The sequence below is a fragment of the Bradyrhizobium sp. 164 genome, assembly GCF_023073715.1.
Taxonomy (GTDB): Bacteria; Pseudomonadota; Alphaproteobacteria; order Rhizobiales; family Xanthobacteraceae; genus Bradyrhizobium.
In genome coordinates this window covers 48,164-65,733 of record NZ_JADPKA010000040.1, presented here as the reverse complement: position 1 = coordinate 65,733, position 17,570 = coordinate 48,164, and the positions used below count along the sequence as shown (strand labels likewise).

Annotated in this window: 16 protein-coding genes; 4 read left to right on the top strand and 12 right to left on the bottom strand. The window is 64.9% G+C overall.

What is annotated here, in order from left to right:
- Positions 1-47 precede the first annotated feature (47 nt).
- From IVB01_RS15110 to IVB01_RS15070, 9 genes are all read right to left on the bottom strand, one after another.
- Positions 48-1,151 carry a histidine kinase dimerization/phosphoacceptor domain -containing protein gene (locus IVB01_RS15110; RefSeq protein WP_247277246.1) on the bottom strand — a complete coding sequence of 368 codons (1,104 nt, stop codon included), beginning with the start codon at positions 1,149-1,151 and terminating at the stop codon, positions 48-50.
- Positions 1,148-1,588 carry a response regulator gene (locus IVB01_RS15105; protein WP_247277245.1) on the bottom strand — a complete coding sequence of 147 codons (441 nt, stop codon included), beginning with the start codon at positions 1,586-1,588 and terminating at the stop codon, positions 1,148-1,150. Before IVB01_RS15105 ends, IVB01_RS15110 begins: the two co-directional genes overlap by 4 nt.
- On the bottom strand, positions 1,585-3,102 hold the full coding sequence (locus IVB01_RS15100; RefSeq protein WP_247277313.1) for an ATP-binding protein: 1,518 nt from the start codon (positions 3,100-3,102) through the stop codon (positions 1,585-1,587). Before IVB01_RS15100 ends, IVB01_RS15105 begins: the two co-directional genes overlap by 4 nt.
- A gap of 97 nt (positions 3,103-3,199) precedes the next feature.
- Positions 3,200-4,558, bottom strand: a complete 1,359-nt coding sequence (accC, locus tag IVB01_RS15095; protein ID WP_247277244.1) for an acetyl-CoA carboxylase biotin carboxylase subunit — start codon at positions 4,556-4,558, stop codon at positions 3,200-3,202.
- 49 nt (positions 4,559-4,607) lie between these two features.
- Positions 4,608-5,096, bottom strand: a complete 489-nt coding sequence (gene accB / locus IVB01_RS15090) for an acetyl-CoA carboxylase biotin carboxyl carrier protein (RefSeq protein ID WP_247277243.1) — start codon at positions 5,094-5,096, stop codon at positions 4,608-4,610.
- A gap of 36 nt (positions 5,097-5,132) precedes the next feature.
- Complete coding sequence (gene aroQ / locus IVB01_RS15085; RefSeq protein WP_232956704.1) at positions 5,133-5,600, bottom strand: type II 3-dehydroquinate dehydratase; 468 nt, start codon at positions 5,598-5,600, stop codon at positions 5,133-5,135.
- Positions 5,601-5,826: 226 nt separating this feature from the next.
- Positions 5,827-6,744 carry a DUF1236 domain-containing protein gene (locus IVB01_RS15080; RefSeq protein ID WP_247277242.1) on the bottom strand — a complete coding sequence of 306 codons (918 nt, stop codon included), beginning with the start codon at positions 6,742-6,744 and terminating at the stop codon, positions 5,827-5,829.
- A 223-nt stretch (positions 6,745-6,967) separates the two neighbouring features.
- Complete coding sequence (locus IVB01_RS15075) at positions 6,968-7,735, bottom strand: DsbA family protein (protein ID WP_247277241.1); 768 nt, start codon at positions 7,733-7,735, stop codon at positions 6,968-6,970.
- 99 nt (positions 7,736-7,834) lie between these two features.
- Positions 7,835-9,235 (bottom strand): M48 family metalloprotease, encoded by a 1,401-nt coding sequence (locus IVB01_RS15070; protein ID WP_247277312.1) that lies wholly within the window; start codon positions 9,233-9,235, stop codon positions 7,835-7,837.
- Between the two features lie 193 nt (positions 9,236-9,428).
- On the opposite strand from IVB01_RS15070, the gene IVB01_RS15065 reads away from it, so the two are divergent.
- From IVB01_RS15065 to IVB01_RS15055, 3 genes are all read left to right on the top strand, one after another.
- The gene (locus IVB01_RS15065) at positions 9,429-10,616 is read left to right on the top strand and encodes an aminotransferase class I/II-fold pyridoxal phosphate-dependent enzyme (RefSeq protein ID WP_247277240.1); all 1,188 of its coding nucleotides are present in this window, start codon (positions 9,429-9,431) and stop codon (positions 10,614-10,616) included.
- Positions 10,617-10,706: 90 nt separating this feature from the next.
- A complete protein-coding gene (locus IVB01_RS15060) occupies positions 10,707-11,264 on the top strand; it encodes a biotin transporter BioY (protein WP_247277311.1) in 558 nt (185 codons plus the stop codon).
- 84 nt (positions 11,265-11,348) lie between these two features.
- The gene (locus tag IVB01_RS15055; protein ID WP_247277239.1) at positions 11,349-12,683 is read left to right on the top strand and encodes a dicarboxylate/amino acid:cation symporter; all 1,335 of its coding nucleotides are present in this window, start codon (positions 11,349-11,351) and stop codon (positions 12,681-12,683) included.
- A 102-nt stretch (positions 12,684-12,785) separates the two neighbouring features.
- On the opposite strand, the gene IVB01_RS15050 is transcribed toward IVB01_RS15055, so the two are convergent.
- The 3 genes from IVB01_RS15050 to IVB01_RS15045 form a co-directional block, all read right to left on the bottom strand.
- The gene (locus IVB01_RS15050) at positions 12,786-14,018 is read right to left on the bottom strand and encodes an FAD-binding oxidoreductase (protein ID WP_247277238.1); all 1,233 of its coding nucleotides are present in this window, start codon (positions 14,016-14,018) and stop codon (positions 12,786-12,788) included.
- Between the two features lie 42 nt (positions 14,019-14,060).
- Positions 14,061-14,192 carry a hypothetical protein gene (locus tag IVB01_RS35465; protein ID WP_256464844.1) on the bottom strand — a complete coding sequence of 44 codons (132 nt, stop codon included), beginning with the start codon at positions 14,190-14,192 and terminating at the stop codon, positions 14,061-14,063.
- A 134-nt stretch (positions 14,193-14,326) separates the two neighbouring features.
- Entirely contained in the window at positions 14,327-16,663 is a 2,337-nt protein-coding gene (locus IVB01_RS15045) for a ribonuclease E/G (RefSeq protein ID WP_346015570.1), read from the bottom strand.
- On the opposite strand from IVB01_RS15045, the gene IVB01_RS35705 reads away from it, so the two are divergent.
- Positions 16,658-17,515 (top strand): hypothetical protein, encoded by an 858-nt coding sequence (locus tag IVB01_RS35705; protein WP_346015569.1) that lies wholly within the window; start codon positions 16,658-16,660, stop codon positions 17,513-17,515. The genes IVB01_RS15045 and IVB01_RS35705 overlap by 6 nt on opposite strands.
- The last annotated feature ends 55 nt before the right edge of the window (positions 17,516-17,570 follow it).

Below are 17,570 nucleotides of genomic sequence, written 5' to 3'. Positions count from 1 at the left end.
CAGGATCGCAATGTGGTTGCGATGGGTGACGCAAAGCCTCGCGCCCGTCAGCCCGCGGCGGCGTGGTTGGTCTTGCCGGGGGCCGTGGGTACGCGGCGGAACCTTAGCACGATGCGGGTCCCGGAATGGGCGGGATCACGCTTCACGGAGGCGTCGAGCTTGGCGGCCATGGCCGCGACGATGCGCTGGCCCATGCCGGTGGAGCGCGGATCCGCCTTGCCGTTGTCGCCGACACCATCGTCGGTGATCGACAGCAGGAGATCGTCGTTGTGCGAGGTCAGCTCGACATGGATCGGGCCGGCGCCATCGGGATAGGCATATTTCACCGCATTCATCACCAGCTCGTTGACGATGATGCCGACGGCGACGGCGCGGTCCGGATCGATCTCGATCGGCTCGGCCTTCAGCGTCAGGCGCGACATCCGGTTGCCTTCGGCCGAGCGCCTGAGATCCTCGAGCAGCGAGTCCAGATACTGGTTCAGAACCACGCTCTTCAGGTCCTGCGAGGTGTAGAGGCGGCGGTGCACCTGCGCGACCGCGGCGACGCGACCCATGGCATTGGTCAGCGCCGCCTTGACCTCGTCCTGCGCGGCGGAGCTCGCCTGAAGGTGCAGCAGCGAGGCGATGATCTGGAGGGAGTTGCCGACGCGGTGGTTGACCTCGCGCAGCAGCAGCTCGCGTTCGGCGGCGAGCGCCGCGTAGCGGTCGCGCGAGGCGTGGATCTCGGCTTCGGCTTCCTCGCGTGCCCTCTGCAATTCGGCCTGGCGCAGCGCGCCTTCGGCGGCGACGTGGAGGAGCGGGATGAAATCGCCCTGGACGTCCTTGACCAGGTAATCGGCCGCCCCGGCCTTCAGCGCGGTGACCGCGATGCTGGAATCCTGCGACGCGGTGACGAACACCACCGGGGGCGCGTCCGGGATCGCCATGATCTGCTCCAGCGTCTCCAGCCCGTCGAGGCCCGGCATGTACTGATCGAGTGCCACGACATCGATGCCGCCCTCGGCGCCCGCGCGGCGGATGCGCTCAAGGCCTTCCTCGCCGCTCGCGGCATGAACGACCCTGTAGCCGCGCCGCGTCAGGCCGCGATCGACCAGGCGCGCCAGCGCGTCGTCGTCGTCGATGTAGAGCAGTGTTGGCGTGTGCTGATTCATGTGGCGGCGGGCGGGACCTGGATGACCGAGAAGAACAGGCCGAGCTGCCGGATAGCATTGGCGAAGTTCTCGTAGTTGACCGGCTTAGTGACGTAGACGTTGCAGCCGAGCTCGTAGCAGCGCTTGATCTCCTGGGTATCATCGGTGGTGGTCAGCACCACCACGGGCGAAGCCTTCAGATATTTATTCTCCTTGATCTGCTTCAGGATGTCGATCCCGGTCATGTCGGGGAGGTTGAGGTCGAGCAGGATCAGGAGCGCATTGCCCTTCTGCACGAGCCCGGAGCCGTCGGCACCGAACAGGTGCCTCATCGCGTCCGTGCCGTTGGCAAAGGAGACGATCTCGTTGTTGACGCCGGACCTTCGGATATTGCGCTCGATCAGGCGGGCGTGGCCCTCGTCGTCCTCGATCATGATGATGGTAACTGGCTGAGTCATCGATCTGCGTTCCGGTTGCTCACGTTCCAGGCGATCGGCAGCGTGATCGTGAAGGTGCTGCCAGCGTTCAGTTCCGATGATACCGACATGGTGCCGCCGAGGCGACGCACAAGTGCACGCACATGTGCAAGACCGATGCCCTGGCCGGGCTTGTCCTGGGTTCCCGCGCGGCGGAACAGGTCGAATATCCGCTGGTGATCCTTCGGATCGATGCCACGGCCGTTGTCGCTGATCTCGAAGATCGCGTAGCCGAGTTTGGTGCGCCCGCGGATTCTGATCTCGCCGGGCACGCCGCTCTTCAGGTATTTGATCGCGTTGTCGATCAGGTTGGAGAAGATCTGCTCGAGCGCGAGGCGGTCGCTGACGAGGTTTGGCAAGGGCTCGACGTGAATCTCAGCCTGTGCCTCGGCGGCCTGGTGCGCCAGCGTCGACACGATGGCTCCGATCAGCTCGCTTGTATCGATTTTCACCGGCTGGAATTCGCGGCGGCCTTCGCGGGTGAGGTTGAGGATGGCGGAGATCAGCCGATCCATCTTGGCGATCGACGTCTTGATGAAGCCGAGCGCCTCGGAGAAGTCCTCCGAAAGCTGCTTGTCGGCGCCTTCGAGCACGATCTCGCCGGAAGCGGGCGGCGGCCCGTCGGCGGGGACATGGGTGAGACCGCCGATACGACGGAAAATGTCGCCGCCGAGCTCTTCGAGCTCGCTGGTAAAGCCCATGATGTTGACGAGTGGCGAGCGCAGATCATGGCTGATGATGTAGGCAAAGCGCTGAATCTCGTCATTGGCTTCGCGCAGGTCCGCGGTGCGCTCATCGACGACCGTCTCGAGGTTGGCATAGGCATCGCGCAGGCGGTTCTCGGCCTCGTCGCGGGCCCGCGCCGAGCGCCGCACCAGCCAGATTGAGATCATTGCCAGTAGCACGACGAGGCCGGAGCCAATGCCGGTCATCGATGCGGCGAGGGTCTGGCTGCGGTCGGAATTGACCGTACGGAGGCGGAACAGCCGTTCCTCTTCCTGAAGCATTCCGGTCGCGATTTCGGCGATCGCGGCCGTGGCGTCGGTAGAGGCGAACTCGCGAACCAGCGCTGTGGCCTTCTCCGGCTGATCCTGGCGGATGAAATCGATCTCCTGCGCCAATTGGCCGAGCCGCGTCTCGATCGCCGAGCTCAGCTTGTCGATGCTTTTGCGTTGTTCCGGATTATCGCCGATCAGGTGCGTAAGCCTGTCGAGGGCAGGTACGATGGCCGCTACAGCTTTGTCATGGTCGGCTTTGAAATCCGCCCCTCGCGTCAGCAGGTAGGCCCGGGCGGCGCTTTCGGCACGCCGGATTTCCAGCAGGAGGGCGTTGATCTGGTTCTCCGCCTCGATGGTGTGGATGACCCATTTGCTGTCATCCCTGGCCTTGTTGACGAGGTAAACGGAGCCGGCGCTGATCACGGTCAGCACCAAAAGGCCCGCCGAGAACAGCAGGATCTGCCAAAATGCGCGCCGTCGCTGCGCCCAAGCCTTCACGACGGTCTTAGGTTCAGCAGAATTCAAAACGCCCCCTTGGAACTGTCCCCGCGGTCCAGAACGCAATCAGGGCCAAACGGTTCCAGAAGCAGGAAGATTATCTGGGGGTAGGTTCCGCCTTGCCGGCCAGGTACTGTTCCAGCCAGTGGATGTGATAGTCGCCGTTGATGATGTCGTCCTCGCGCACCAGCGCGCGGAACAACGGCAGCGTGGTCTCGATGCCCTCGACAACCATCTCGTCCAGCGCCCGGCGCAGTCGCATCAGGCATTCGGCGCGGGTCTTGCCGTGCACGATCAACTTGCCGACCAGGGAATCGTAATAGGGCGGGATCGTGTAACCCTGGTAGACGGCGGAATCGATGCGGACGCCGAGGCCGCCGGGCGGGTGATATTGCAGGATCCGGCCGGGCGAGGGGCGGAAGGTTTGCGGATTTTCGGCGTTGATGCGGCACTCGATCGCGTGGCCGATGACCTGGACCTCGTCCTGCCGCGCCGGCAGATCCCCGCCCGCGGCGATGCGAATCTGCTCCAGCACGAGGTCGATATCGGTGATGCTCTCGGTGACGGGATGCTCGACCTGGATGCGGGTGTTCATCTCGATGAAGTAGAACTCGCCGTCCTCGAACAGGAATTCGATGGTCCCGACGCCGAGATATTTCATCTCGCGCATCGCTTTCGCGCAGGTCTCACCGATCTTGGCGCGCGCAGCCGCGGCAAGTACCGGCGAGGGGCCCTCTTCCCAGACCTTCTGGTGGCGGCGTTGCAGCGAGCAGTCGCGTTCGCCGAGATGAATGGCGCCGCCGCGGCCGTCGCCGAGGATCTGGATCTCGATGTGACGCGGCTTCTGGAGGTATTTTTCGAGGTAGACGGAGGCGTCACCAAAGGCGGACTTGGCTTCGTTGGCCGCTGTCGACAGCGCCACCTGGAGGTCGGTCTCGCTGTGGGCGACCTTCATGCCACGGCCGCCACCACCGGCCGCAGCCTTCACCAGCACGGGGAAGCCGATCTTCTTCGCGATCGAAAGCGCATCGTCATCGGGACCGACGGCGCCGTCGGAGCCGGGCACCACGGGGATGCCGAGGCGCTTGGCGGTCTTCTTGGCCTCGATCTTGTCGCCCATCAAGCGGATGTGCTCGGCCTTTGGGCCGATGAAATGCAGGTTGTGCTCTGCGAGGATTTCCGCAAAGCGCGCGTTCTCGGACAGGAAACCGTAGCCGGGATGCACCGCATCCGCGCCGGTGATCTCGCAGGCCGCGAGCAGTGCGGGCACGTTGAGATAGCTGTCCTTCGAGGGTGGCGGCCCGATGCAAACGCTCTCATCCGACAGGCGCACATGCATGGCGTCGGCGTCGGCGGTGGAGTGCACCGCCACGGTCGCAATCCCGAGCTCCTTGCAAGCCCTGAGGATGCGAAGAGCGATCTCGCCGCGATTGGCTATGAGGATCTTGTCGAACATGATGTCCTTATGGGGACGGAAAGCGACAGGGCGGCAACCGCCCTCAACGTTATTCGATGATGACGAGCGGCTCGCCGTATTCGACCGGCTGGCCGTCCTCGACCAGGATCTGTGTCACCGTGCCGGCGCGCGGTGACGGGATCTGGTTCATCGTCTTCATGGCTTCGATGATCAGCAGCGTCTGGCCGACCGAGACCTTGGTGCCGACTTCGATGAACGGCTTGGCGCCGGGCTCCGGCGCCCAATAGGCGGTACCGACCATCGGCGAGGTCACGGCGCCGGGATGTTTCGACAGGTCGGTCGCGGCCGTTGCGGGCGCGGCGGCGGCCGGCTGCAGCGTGGCGGGAGTGGCCGCCACTGGCATCGGCATGGTTGCAGCAACGCTGACATTGCGGGCGACGCGCAGGCGCAGGCCCGCACGTTCGATCTCGATTTCGGTCAGGCTGGTCTCATCGAGCAGCAGGGCAAGCTCGCGAATGAGCGCGGAGTCCTCGCTGGAAAACTTTGCGGCTGCTTTGTCGTCTGGCTGGCGCGCCATGTTGTTTGATCCGAATGTTCTGTTGGAAAGGGGGCGTCAGGCTTTGGGTTTGATGCCGAGCTTGGCGGCAAGACCCTGGATGGCGAGGCGGTAGCCCTCGATGCCGAAGCCGCAGAGCGAGGCGAAGGCCGCGCGCGCGGTGTAGGAGTGATGACGGAAGCTCTCGCGGGCGTGGATGTTGGTCACGTGCACTTCGACCGTGGGAATCTGCACCGCGAGCAGTGCGTCATGGAGCGCGATCGAGGTGTGGGAGTAGCCGCCGGCATTGATGATGATGCCCTTCATCTTGCGCGCATGCGCCTCGTGGATGAAATCGATCAACTCGCCTTCGCGGTTGGACTGCCGGCAGTCGGCCTTGAGGCCGAAGCTCGCCGCCGTCTCTCGGCACAGTGCCTCGACGTCAGCCAGCGTCGCATGGCCATACTTTTCGGGCTCGCGCGTCCCCAGCATGTTGAGGTTCGGCCCGTTGAGGACGAGGATCGTGTCGGTTGCAGGTTCAGCCATTCCAATCCCGGGAGAGGTGCTTCGGCGTGGCGGGGTTATAGGTAACAAAGCGGGCGAGGGGAAGAGTTGAAGGGCCTCCCCGCTGGCTTCAAGGACCTCATCCAGTGGGCAAAAACCTGTGCGGAAGCTGCGGAAATTGCTTGTTAACCAGTCCAAAGCATGGCTGCCGGCCGAACGCAAAGGGGCGGGCATCGCTGCCCGCCCCTGAGGTTGCCGTGATCCGGTCTTAGACGTTCAGGACAGCCACGATCTCGTAGGTGTCCGGATTGATGATCACGATCTCATCGCGAACCAGGACGTACTTATAGGTCCGCCACTCCGGATAGATCGTCACGACCCGCGACGGCAGGGCGTGCAGCGTAATGCCCTCGCGCGGAATGCGGGTGCCGACCGACACCTGGAAGTTCACATTCGTCACGGGGGCGACACGCTCCTCGCGGATCACGGACGTGATCTGAGTCCGCTGCTCGGTCGAGAGTTTCGCAGCGGCGCCTGCCTGGCCGACCGTGGTCGAGGTCGAGCTCTGGCCCTGCGCGTTCTGGGTCGAGCTGGTGCCGGCCTGACCCTGCGCGTTCTGGGTGCTGCTGGTGCCGGTCTGACCCTGAGCATTCTGATTGGTGCTCGTGCCGGTGCCCGGACGGTTCTCGGCATTGTTGGTCGAGGTGCCGCTCTTGCTGCCCTCAGCCTTCATGTCCTTCTGGTCCTTGCTGCCGGATTTCGTCGAGTCCTTGCTCGTGTCCTGGCTCATGCTCTTGGACTTGTCCTGCTGGGACTTGTCCATCTGGCCCTGCGCGCGTTCGTCGGTGCGCTGGCCCTTGGTCGCGCCAGACTTATCCTCGGCCGCGTTCTTGTTCATTGCGCCGCCGGAGTGCTCGTCCTTCATCGCGCCGGAAGACTTGTCCTCAGAGCTTCGATCGGACTTCATGCTGGAGCCGCCGGCCTGGCCGACAGTTCCCTTCTCGGCGCCAGAGGACTCCTTGCCCATGGAGCCGCGCTCAGCGGCGCCGCCCGAGGGCTGCGAGTGCTGCATCTGCTGCGAGCCACCAGCGCCGCTATCGCGGCCCGTGGTGTTTTGTGCGTTCGCCAGACCGGTGCCCGCGACGAGTGCGACTGCGGCAACCGAGATCATAAAGCGGTTCAACATCGAAATTCTCCTCACGTGTTCTTTGCGTCATTGCCCGCGCCGACAACGAAAGGAGATTTGAGTTGTTCCGGAACTTCGCCTGTTCCGCAGCATTTGTTTCTTGAATACCAGATGAATGACCTTGCACGAAGGCGCCACTGTTCGGCGCACGGAAAAGGCCGGCTTTTCAGCCGGCCTTATTCCGTGTGCGAGTTGTGAAGGGCGCGATTGGCAAGTCGCCTCTTCAACAAGTCGCCTTGCCGCAGCGGGCAATGCCGATCTTTTCCCTGAGGCTTTCGACCCCGACGGCGCCGATCACGATCTGCTTGCCGATCACGTAGCTCGGCGTGCCGTTCATGCCCATCGCTTCGGCGAGCTTGAAATTCTCCTCGATGGTGGCGCGCACTTCGGGGCTGGCGATGTCCTTCTCGATTCTGGCGGTGTCGAGACCAGCCTCCTTGGCGGCCTGAATCGCGCGGGCCTTGTCCGCCGCGCCGCGACCGCTGAGCAGTCTCTGGTGGAAGTCGAGATATTTCTTGCCGGAGGGATCTTGCATGCGCACGGCGACGGCGACCTGGGCCGCCTCGACCGAGCCTTGGCTCAGCACGGGAAATTCCTTCAGCACGACCTTCAGCTTCGGATCGCTCTTCATGAGGTCAAGCATGTCGCCCATGGCGCGTTTGCAATAGCCGCAATTGTAGTCGAAGAATTCGACGAAGGCGACGTCGCCGTCCTTGTTGCCGAGCACGACTTGGCGCGGCGAGTTGAAGATCGCGTCGGCATTCTGCGCGATGCTGGCCTCGCGCTTCTGGGTTTCGGCCGCGGCCTGGCGCTTGCCGAGCTCGGCCATGGCCTCCTCGAGCACCTCGGGATGGCTGACGAGATAATTCTTGATGATCGCCTCGATGTCGGTGCGCTGGGCATCGGAGAAGCTGTCGGCCGACGCGGGCGCGGCTGCGCCGAACAAGGCGAGCGCAAACAGCGCGGGAGCTAGCAGGCGCAGCGAAGGCATGGGCAAATCCTCTTATCCAAGGCAGGTTTCGGTAAAACGTCGCGGCGGACTAAAGCTCGATGTCGTGACGTCGTGGTGTCGGGCGTCGATTGCGTTGCGTCAGTTGCGGGGCGGCTTGGCCGCCAAGATGTCGTCGGCCTTGACCCAGCCGGGTGTGCCGACAGCGAAACGGGTTTTCGCGCGCGTGGCGAGCTCGCGGGCGGTCTTGTTGTCACCGCGCAAGTAGGCGGCCTGCGCCGACGCGAGATCCGCCTCGGCATAATCTCCCTTTCGCCCATAGGCCATCGCGAGCTGGGTATAGCCGAGCGCGGCCTCGGGCTCTCGTGCCACCGCGGCGCGGAGAATCCGAACGGCGTCGTCGGTGTAGGCCTTATTATCGGTTCCAACCAGAGCCTGCCCAAGTAACATCTCGATGAGGGGTGCATTGTTCGAAAGCTGCACCGCCTTGCGCAGGGGAGCTATCGCCTCGGCGGGCTTGCCGCTCTCCAGCAAGGCCTGCCCGCGCACCTCGTAGAAATACGGATTGTTCGGCTGGACCTGGATCAGCGCGTCGATCTGGGTGAGCGCGCTGCGCAAGTCCCCATGCAGATAGGTGCTGATGGCACGGGCATAGCGCGCCGGCATGCTGTCGTTGGTCTGGGGATAGCGGCGGTACACCGTCTCTGGCCGCTCCATGAACGCCGAGATCTTGGCGCGCACCATGTCATGGCGGAGCTGGAGCGCGGGATCGTCCTTCTTGTCCCAATAGGGGCTTGAGCTTGCGAACTCCTGGAGCGAGGCGACGCGCTCGGCCGGCATCGGATGCGACTGCAGATAGGGATCGGCGCCGCGCGCGGCGAACAGGCTCTCGCTGGTGAAGCGCTTGAAGGTCTCGTACATGCCCTTCGGCGACTGCCCCGTCGCGGTGAGGAATTTCACGCCGGCACGGTCGGCGTTCTCCTCCTGCTGGCGCTGATAGGACAGCAGCGTGCGGCGGATCATCTCCTGCGGGCCGGCGATCGCGGCCGCGCCGGCATTGGCAAGGCCGTTGTTGCCGGCGCTCGAGCTGCGGGTGCTGCCGGCTGCGATCGCGCCGGCGCCGAGCAGCATCGCGATGATCATCTGGGTCTGGGCCGTGGCGAGCTGCTCGCGCAGCTTGGACAGATGGCCGCCCGCCAGATGCCCGGTCTCGTGCGCGAGCACGCCGATGATCTGGTTCGGTGTCTCCGACTGGAGGATCGCGCCCCAATTGACGAAGATGCGGCGGCCGTCCGCGACGAACGCGTTGAACGAGCCGTCGTTGATGATCACCATCTGGATGTTGTGCTTCTCTAAACCGGCGACGCGCAGGATCGGGCGGGTATATTCGCGCAGGAGCTGCTCGGTTTCGGTGTCGCGTAGGACCGGCGGCCCCTTGACCTGCGCACGCGCAGCCGAGAACGGCGTCAGCGCGATCGCCGCGGCCGTGGTGAGGGCAGTGAGGGCGGAAGCCTTCTTGCCCGATGCGATCTGGAGCAACATCAATCGGTCTGGGTCAACGGTCTTGGTCAAGCAGTTTCGTGATTGGTTTTTGGCGATTGGCGGCGGACCGGATACGCGATATGCCCTTGTGAACCGTACCCCTTATGAGCCGTACAATGCGGCTAGTCTGGGGCGCAAGCGCTCCGTTTTCCTGACCGGACGGGCCGGTCTGCCAGCGAAATAGCGGAAATCGATGCACGATGCGAGATTGAGGAACCGGTTGGCGCAGTGGCTCGAGCCCTCCCGCCGCAGCGATGTTCCCCCGTTCATGGTGATGGACGTCATGGCCGCGGCGGCCCGAATCGAGGCCGCAGGTGGCCAGGTCATCCACATGGAGGTCGGTCAGCCCGCGGCCGGCGCGCCCAGGACCGCGATCGCGGCCGCCCATGCCGCGCTCGAAGCGGGACGGATCGACTACACCTCCGCACTCGGCATCCCCTCACTGCGCGAGCGCATCGCGCGGCATTATCGCGATGTCCATGGCTGTGACGTCAGCCCCGAGCGGATCGTGGTGACGACCGGCTCCTCGGGCGGATTTATCCTGGCCTTCCTGTCGATGTTCGAGCCCGGCGATCGCGTCGCGGTGACCGTGCCGGGCTATCCACCCTACCGCCACATCCTTACCGCGCTCGGCTGCGAGCCGGTGCTGATCGAGACCACGAACGAGACGCGCCACGCGCTCACCGGCGAGGCGCTGCTTGCCGCCCATCGCAAGGCGCCGCTGAAGGGCGTGCTGGTCGGCAGTCCCGCCAATCCGACCGGGACCATGATGCACCGCGAGGCGCTCGCTAGCCTGATCGCAGCCGCGCAGGATGCAGGTATCCGCTTCATTTCCGATGAGATCTATCACGGGCTCGATTATGCGTTTCCGGCCGTGACGGCGGCGGCGCTGTCGGAGCACACGCTCGTGATCAACTCGTTCTCGAAGTATTTTTGCATGACGGGCTGGCGCGTCGGCTGGATGGTCGTGCCTGAGATCCTGGTGCGGCCGATCGAGCGGCTCCAGCAGAACCTCTCGATCTCGGTGCCGTCGCTGTCGCAGATCGCGGCGGAGGCCGCCTTCGACGGCGCGGCCGAGATGGAGGAGATCAAGCACGGCTATCAGGAAAACCGGCGTATCCTGATCGATGGATTGCCGAAGGCTGGACTGACGAGATTCCTGCCGGCCGACGGCGCCTTTTATCTCTATGCCGACGTCTCCGACTTCACCGCCGACAGTTTCGAGTTTGCCAAGCAGATGCTGGAGCAGGCCCATGTTGCGGCGACGCCCGGCCTCGATTTCGATCCCATTCACGGACGCTCGTTCGTTCGCTTTTCCTACGCACGTTCGCCCGAAGAGATGCAGGAGGCAGTTGACCGGATCGCCCACTGGCTTAAATAGCCGCGAGTTTTGACCAGCCTTCCGGAGTTCATCTTGTCTGAACGATCTGCCGCGCCCGCTGCCACGTCGCATTCTCCTCTCGCCGCATTGATGTGGCCGACCCGGCCGGGTGAATCCGTCGGCGCTTTGCGCGCCTTCGTGCTGATTGCGCTCGGCACCGCATTGATGGCGCTATCAGCCAAGGTCAGCCTGCCGCTGCCTTACGTCCCCATGACGCTGCAAACGCTGGTGGTGTTGATGATCGGCGCTGCCTATGGCTGGCGCCTTGGCAGCGCAACCATGATTGCCTACCTCGCCGAGGGCGCCCTGGGGCTTCCCGTATTTGCCGGCCCGGTAGCCGGAATCGCTCCGCTGGTCGGGCCGACCGCGGGCTATCTGTTCGGTTTTGTTCTGGCAGCCTTCGTGACCGGCTGGCTCGCCGAGCGCGGCTGGGATCGCAGCGTGGTCCCGCTATTTGCGGCAATGGCCGTTGGCCATATCGTCATTCTCGCCGCCGGGTTTGGCTGGTTGGCCCTCGGCCTCGGCCTCGGTGCCGCGAAGGCCTGGCAGGTCGGAATTGTGCCGTTCATTGCGGCTTCGCTGGTGAAGAACGCGCTCGGCGCGGCGTTGATGCCGGCTGCGCGCCGGATCGTCGATCGCCGCGGGTAATACGCGCAGCAATGACCAGTTCCAATTGACAGGGCCGGCCAAGTTGATCTTGGCTGGTCCGATAGTTTGAGGGGGAGTGAAACGATGACGACGACAACGATCGCGGAGGCGCCGGTCGCGCCGCCTGCGGCCAAGCCGTGGTACAAAGTTCTCTATGTTCAGGTGCTGATCGCGATCGTGCTCGGCGCCATCGTCGGCTGGTTGTGGCCATCGCTCGCCACCAACGAGTGGATCAAGGCGCTCGGCGACGGCTTCATCAAGCTGATCAAGATGGTGATCGCTCCGATCATCTTCTGTACCGTCGTCTCGGGCATCGCCCACATCCAGGATGCCAAGAAGGTCGGGCGCATCGGCGTCAAGGCGCTGGTCTATTTCGAAATCGTCTCGACCTTCGCGCTGGTGATCGGACTCGTCATCGGCAACTTGGTGAAGCCCGGCGCGGGCTTCGGCAGTGGCGCAGCAAACGAGGCGGCTGTCGCAAATTACGCTAAGCAGGCCGCCGGTCAGAAGTCGGTCGACTTCGTGCTGCACATCATTCCCGACACCGTGGTCGGCGCCTTCGCGCAAGGCGAGATCCTCCAGGTGCTGCTGTTCTCGGTGCTGTTCGGCTTTGCTTTGATGAGCCTTGGCGAGCGCGGCCATACCATGCGCAGCTTCATCGACGATGCCGCGCATGCCGTGTTCGGCGTCATCTCTATCGTCATGCGTGCAGCACCGATCGGCGCGTTCGGCGCGATGGCCTATACGATCGGCAAGTTCGGCACTGGCGCCATCCTCAACCTGGTCGGGCTGATCGCCACGTTCTACCTCACCGCGGCGCTGTTCGTGTTCGTCGTGCTCGGCATCATCGCCCGTATGGCGGGGTTCTCGATCTTCAAGTTCCTAGCCTACATCAAGGACGAACTGCTGATCGTGCTCGGCACCTCGTCGTCGGAAAGCGCGCTGCCGTCGCTGATGGAGAAGCTGGAGCGGCTCGGCTGCTCCAAGTCGGTGGTCGGCCTCGTGGTGCCCACCGGCTACTCGTTCAATCTCGACGGCACCAACATCTACATGACGCTGGCAACGCTCTTCATTGCGCAGGCGCTCGGTTACGATCTCTCCTTCAGTCAGCAGCTCACGATCCTCGTCGTGGCCATGCTGACCTCGAAGGGCGCCTCCGGCATCACCGGCGCGGGCTTCATCACGCTCGCGGCGACGCTCGCCGTGGTCGATCCGCGGCTCGTCCCGGGCATGGCGATCGTGCTCGGCATCGACAAGTTCATGAGCGAGTGCCGCGCGCTGACCAATCTGTGCGGCAACGGCGTTGCCTGCGTGGTCGTCGCCTGGTGGGAGGGTGAGCTCGATCGCGACAAGCTCAACGCCAACCTCTCCAAGCAGATCGATCCGACCGACATGGAGACGGCGATCACGACGGACTGATCTGCGCGACGCGCCGCCGGGCTTCGAAGTCGTAGGGCTGGTCGAGACTCCTCGGTCAGCCCTTTTCCTTTCGGCGCATCCGAGTAAGGCGCCCGTCGACAGCTAGAACCGCTCTGGCCGGTAGGGCGCCGGATCGATCGCCGGCGTCTCGCCGCTCATGATTTCGGCGAGCAGGCGTCCTGTCGCGGGACCCAGCGTAAAGCCCTGGTGGCCGTGGCCGAAATTCATCCAGAGGCCCGGATGTCGCGGAGCTTGCCCAAGCACCGGGAGCATGTCGGGCGTGCAGGGGCGCGTGCCGAACCACGGATCCGGCTCGACCCGCTTGCCGAGATCGATCAGCTCGCGCGCGGAGGCTTCGGCGCTGGCGAGCTGCACCGGGGTTGCCAGCGCGTCCATGCCGGTCAATTCCGCGCCGGTGGTGATGCGGATGCCCTTGGCCATCGGGCCCATGGCGTAGCCGCCGCCCTTGTCGACGAGGGGCAGGTCGAGCGAGGCGCCGCCGCTGTAGTGCATGTGGTAGCCGCGCTTGCGGACCAGCGGAATGCGATAGCCGAACTTGTGCAACAGATCGGGTGACCACGGGCCGAGCGTCACGACGGCGTGGGCCGCGTCGAGACGTCCCTGGTCCGTATCGACGGACCAGCCGGTTGCGGTTTGCCGCAGGCTCTGGGCGTCACCGAGCACAACGGTGCCGCCGAGGCGCTCGAACAGCTCGGCATAGGCCGTGACGAGGGCACCTGGATCGGACACGGTCCAGGTGTCGCGCCAATGGATCGCGCCGGGGAGATCGTCGCGCAGGATCGGCTCGGCCTTGGCAAGCTCGCTGCCGGAGAGCACGCGGAAATTCACGCCGAATTCGCGCTGGTCTTCCTCTGCGGTCTTGATCGCGAGATCGAATGACGCAGGGTCGCGATGCAGCATGCGATAGCCGGCGCGGCGGATGAGATTGTCAGCGTGGGCTTCGCGAATGAGGATGTCGTGCTCAGCCGTCGCATAGGCGATCAGCCGGGCCCAGGCCTCGATCGCCTCGCGATGCCGCTTCGGCGCCGAATGCCACCAATAGCGGAGCAGGGGCTCGATATGGAGATGAAGCGACGACAGGCTGTAGCGCACGTCATTGGTGCGGCCGGTCGCGATCTTCAGCAGCGTGGCGAGGTCGCGCGGCATCGGGTAGGGGCGGACCGCTTCCGCCTGGATCATCCCCGCATTGCCGTAGCTGGTCTCGCGGCCCGGCTCCCTGCGGTCGACCAGCGTGACGGACCAGCCGCGCTGCCGCAGGTGCAGCGCCGCGCTGACGCCGATCATGCCGCCGCCGAGAACGATCGCGCTTTGCATTGGCAGATTTCTCCTGTCAGGCTGGTTGTGGGCGAGGTCGGGTCAGTCCCAGGCGAGGAACCCTGGTGCGGCCGACAGCGGCGGCGCCGCGGCGAGCCGCGCCGGATCGGTCACGTCGGTCGTTTCGAAGAAGCTCTGATTGGCGCGAGCACTGGAATCGCAAAGCTTTGACAACGCCATTCCCATTCAAAATGACGAAAGCGATCTAGCATATCGGAAACGGCCCGGGCAGGTGATCAGCCCGCATAGGAGCGCATCGAAACAAAAACGCCCGGCTGTGCCGGGCGTTTTGCATTGGATGCTCGGCTTTATTCGCCGCCACCGAAGCGGCGCGACCACCAGCCGGCACGGCGCGGGGCGGCCCGAGTTTCGTTTGCGGCTTGCGGTGCGGGCTCAGCTGCTGGGACGGGCGCAGCAACCGGTTCGGTCGCCTGCGCAACCGGTGTTACGGGCTCGGGCTGGCTGTTCAGCAGGAAGCTGACCTTTTCCCGGACGGTGGAGCGGCGTCGCGCGGCCTTGTCGTCGGCGGGCTCTTCGACCGGCGCTGCGGTCGTCGCTGCGGGAGCGGGCTCGGCTGGTACCTCGCTCTGCGCGTCGGCGCGCGATGCAGGCTCCGCCGCCTGCGGTTCGGCCCTGTGTTCAGGCTCTGCGATCGAAGGCGCGGCCTCGTTGCTGAAGCCATCGAAATCGGCGACGGCGTCGGTTGCTTCCGGCGGCGCGTTGGCTGCGAGCTCGTCGCCGATGGAGCCGGCGAGACCTTCCTCGTTGCCACCGCGACGACGGCGTCCGCCACGGCGACCACGCCGGCGGCGGCGATCGCCGCTACCCTGCTGCTCGCCGCGGGCCACCTGTTCCTCTCCTTCCTCGCCGTCCTGCTCGGACTCGGAGTCCTCTTCGCCTTCGCCGGCTGCCGTGGCGGCCTCAGGAAGCGTGTGTGCGCTATCCTCGCGCAAATCGCCGTCGCGCTGGCCACCGCGGCCGCGGCGGCGGCGGCGGCGCTTGCGGCGCTGACCGTCCTGCTCGACGGCTGCCTCGCCGGCAGCTTGTTCCTCGCTGAGACCTTCGGTCTCCTCGGTCTCGATCTCGGATTCCAGCTCCGGATCGAACTCCTCGTCCTCATAGGCCTCTTCGACCATGGGCGGCGGACTTGCAGCCGCCTGCGCCGCCAGCAGCGCCTTGGCAGCTTCCAGCGTATGCACCTGCTCGCCGCGGTCGATCACATAAGCCTGAGGTCCGCTGACGCTGGGATCGGCGATGACCGACAGCGTGACCTTGAAGCCGTTCTCGAGGTCGCGCAGATGACCGCGCTTGTGGTTCAGCACGTAGAGCGCCACGTCGGTGCGGGTGCGGACCACGAGATTGTGGGTCGCGCCCTTCATCAGGATCTCTTCGAGGCCGCGCAGCAACTGGAGCGCCACCGAGGAGACCGAGCGGACATGGCCGGTGCCGCCGCAATGCGGGCACGGATCGGTCGAACTCTCCAGCACGCTGGCGCGAATGCGCTGGCGCGACATTTCCAGCAGGCCGAAATGCGAAATGCGGCCGACCTGGATGCGCGCGCGATCCTGCCGCAGGCAATCGGACAGCTTGCGTTCGACCGCGCGGTTGTTGCGCTTCTCGTCCATGTCGATGAAGTCGATGACGATCAGGCCGGCGAGGTCGCGCAGGCGGAGCTGGCGTGCGACCTCTTCGGCCGCTTCCAGATTGGTCTTGAGCGCGGTGTCCTCGATATGGTGCTCGCGGGTCGAGCGGCCCGAGTTGACGTCGATCGAGACCAGCGCTTCCGTCTGGTTGATGACAATGTAGCCGCCGGAGCGAAGCTGCACGGTCGGCGAGAACATCGCATCCAGCTGGCTTTCGACGCCCATCCGCGAGAACAGCGGCTGGCCGTCGCGATACTGCTTCACCGCGCTGACATTGGCGGGCATCAACATCTTCATGAAGTCGCGCGCTTCCCGGTAGCCGGCCTCACCGGCCACCTGGATCTCGTCGATCTCCTTGTTGTAGAGGTCGCGCAGCGAGCGCTTGATCAGCGAGCCTTCCTCGTAGACGAGGGTCGGGGCCTGCGACTTCAGCGTCAGGTCGCGCACGGTCTCCCACATCCGGATCAGATATTCGAAGTCGCGCTTGATCTCGGGCTTGGTGCGGGCGGCGCCGGCGGTGCGCAGGATGATGCCCATGCCCTCGGGCACGTCGAGATCCTGCACCACTTCCTTCAGACGGGAGCGATCCTGCGCGCTGGTGATCTTGCGGCTGATGCCGCCGCCGCGCGCGGTGTTGGGCATCAAGACGGCATAGCGGCCGGCGAGCGACAGATAGGTCGTCAGCGCCGCCCCCTTGTTGCCGCGCTCTTCCTTGACGACCTGCACCAGCATCACCTGACGGCGCTTGATGACTTCCTGGATCTTGTACTGGCGGCGCGGACGGAAGGTGCGCTCCGGCACTTCCTCCAGCACGTCGTCGCCGCCGACGGATTCGACGACTTCCTCTTCGGCTTCTTCGTCCTCGTCCTCGTCCTCGTCGTCTTCGCCGGCTGCTTCTGGGGCCTCGGCGTGCGGCGCCTCGACGCTCTCGCCGGCGGCGTAAACGGCATCGGCCGGCTCGGCAGTAGAGGTCACGGTCTCGGCCAGAGCCTCCGCGTGCACCTCGAAGGCGACGGCCTCCTGCGGCTCGGCACCGGTCTCGGCCGCAACTACGGGCTCGACGCCGACGGCCGCGACAGGCGCGGGCGTCGCCTCGGTATGATCATGGTCGTGATGATCGTGCTCACCGTGATGACCATGATCGTCATGATCGTGGGCGTGATGGTGATCGTCATCATGGGCATGATGATCGGCGTGATCATGATCGCCATGACCGTGTTCGTGATGATCGTGGCGGTCGTGCTCGTGATACTCGGCATCGGTGTGCAGGTGCTCGCCTTCGTGCGAGGCGCCCTCGCTCAGCGCCGGCTGGAGCTCGCCCTCGACCGGCTGGGCCGCGGGATCGCCGCCGGCATCGAGGCCTTCGACGATGTCGCTGCGGACGCGTTCGCCATGACCGCGGCGGCGGGCGTTGCGGTGGCGCGAACGGCGGCGGCCATGGGAGCGGTTCTCGCTCTCTTCCTCGGCCTCGCGATGGGCCTGTTCCTCGGCCTCGATCAGCGCCTGCCGGTCGGCGACCGGGATCTGGTAGTAATCAGGATGGATTTCGCTGAAGGCGAGGAAGCCGTGGCGGTTGCCGCCATATTCGACGAAAGCGGCCTGAAGCGAGGGTTCGACCCGGGTGACCTTGGCGAGGTAGATATTCCCGCGCAGTTGCTTGCGTTGTGCGGTCTCGAAGTCAAACTCTTCGACGCGATTGCCGCGGACCACGACGACCCGGGTCTCTTCCGGGTGGGTGGCATCGATCAACATCTTGTTGGGCATGTCTTAACTCTTGGCGGCGGCGGGCGCGATTCACCGTGGGCGCGTATCGCGCCGCCGGGTGACGCGACGGTCCACCTGATTCGGGGGTGAGGGGAAGGCCGAAACGCCGTCTCTTTCGCCTTGCCGAACCGGAAGCTTCAGGACC

Bases quoted from the DNA above. Each gene is read 5' to 3' on its own strand.
- aroQ (WP_232956704.1), bottom strand. From the start codon at position 5,600: ATGGCTGAACCTGCAACCGACACGATCCTCGTCCTCAACGGGCCGAAC.
- accC (WP_247277244.1), bottom strand. From the start codon at position 4,558: ATGTTCGACAAGATCCTCATAGCCAATCGCGGCGAGATCGCTCTTCGC.
- IVB01_RS15055 (WP_247277239.1), top strand. From the start codon at position 11,349: ATGACGACGACAACGATCGCGGAGGCGCCGGTCGCGCCGCCTGCGGCC.
- IVB01_RS15065 (WP_247277240.1), top strand. From the start codon at position 9,429: ATGCACGATGCGAGATTGAGGAACCGGTTGGCGCAGTGGCTCGAGCCC.
- IVB01_RS15080 (WP_247277242.1), bottom strand. From the start codon at position 6,744: ATGTTGAACCGCTTTATGATCTCGGTTGCCGCAGTCGCACTCGTCGCG.
- IVB01_RS15060 (WP_247277311.1), top strand. From the start codon at position 10,707: ATGTGGCCGACCCGGCCGGGTGAATCCGTCGGCGCTTTGCGCGCCTTC.
- IVB01_RS15110 (WP_247277246.1), bottom strand. From the start codon at position 1,151: ATGAATCAGCACACGCCAACACTGCTCTACATCGACGACGACGACGCG.
- IVB01_RS15075 (WP_247277241.1), bottom strand. From the start codon at position 7,735: ATGCCTTCGCTGCGCCTGCTAGCTCCCGCGCTGTTTGCGCTCGCCTTG.
- IVB01_RS15105 (WP_247277245.1), bottom strand. From the start codon at position 1,588: ATGACTCAGCCAGTTACCATCATCATGATCGAGGACGACGAGGGCCAC.
- IVB01_RS15050 (WP_247277238.1), bottom strand. From the start codon at position 14,018: ATGCAAAGCGCGATCGTTCTCGGCGGCGGCATGATCGGCGTCAGCGCG.
- IVB01_RS15070 (WP_247277312.1), bottom strand. From the start codon at position 9,235: ATGTTGCTCCAGATCGCATCGGGCAAGAAGGCTTCCGCCCTCACTGCC.
- accB (WP_247277243.1), bottom strand. From the start codon at position 5,096: ATGGCGCGCCAGCCAGACGACAAAGCAGCCGCAAAGTTTTCCAGCGAG.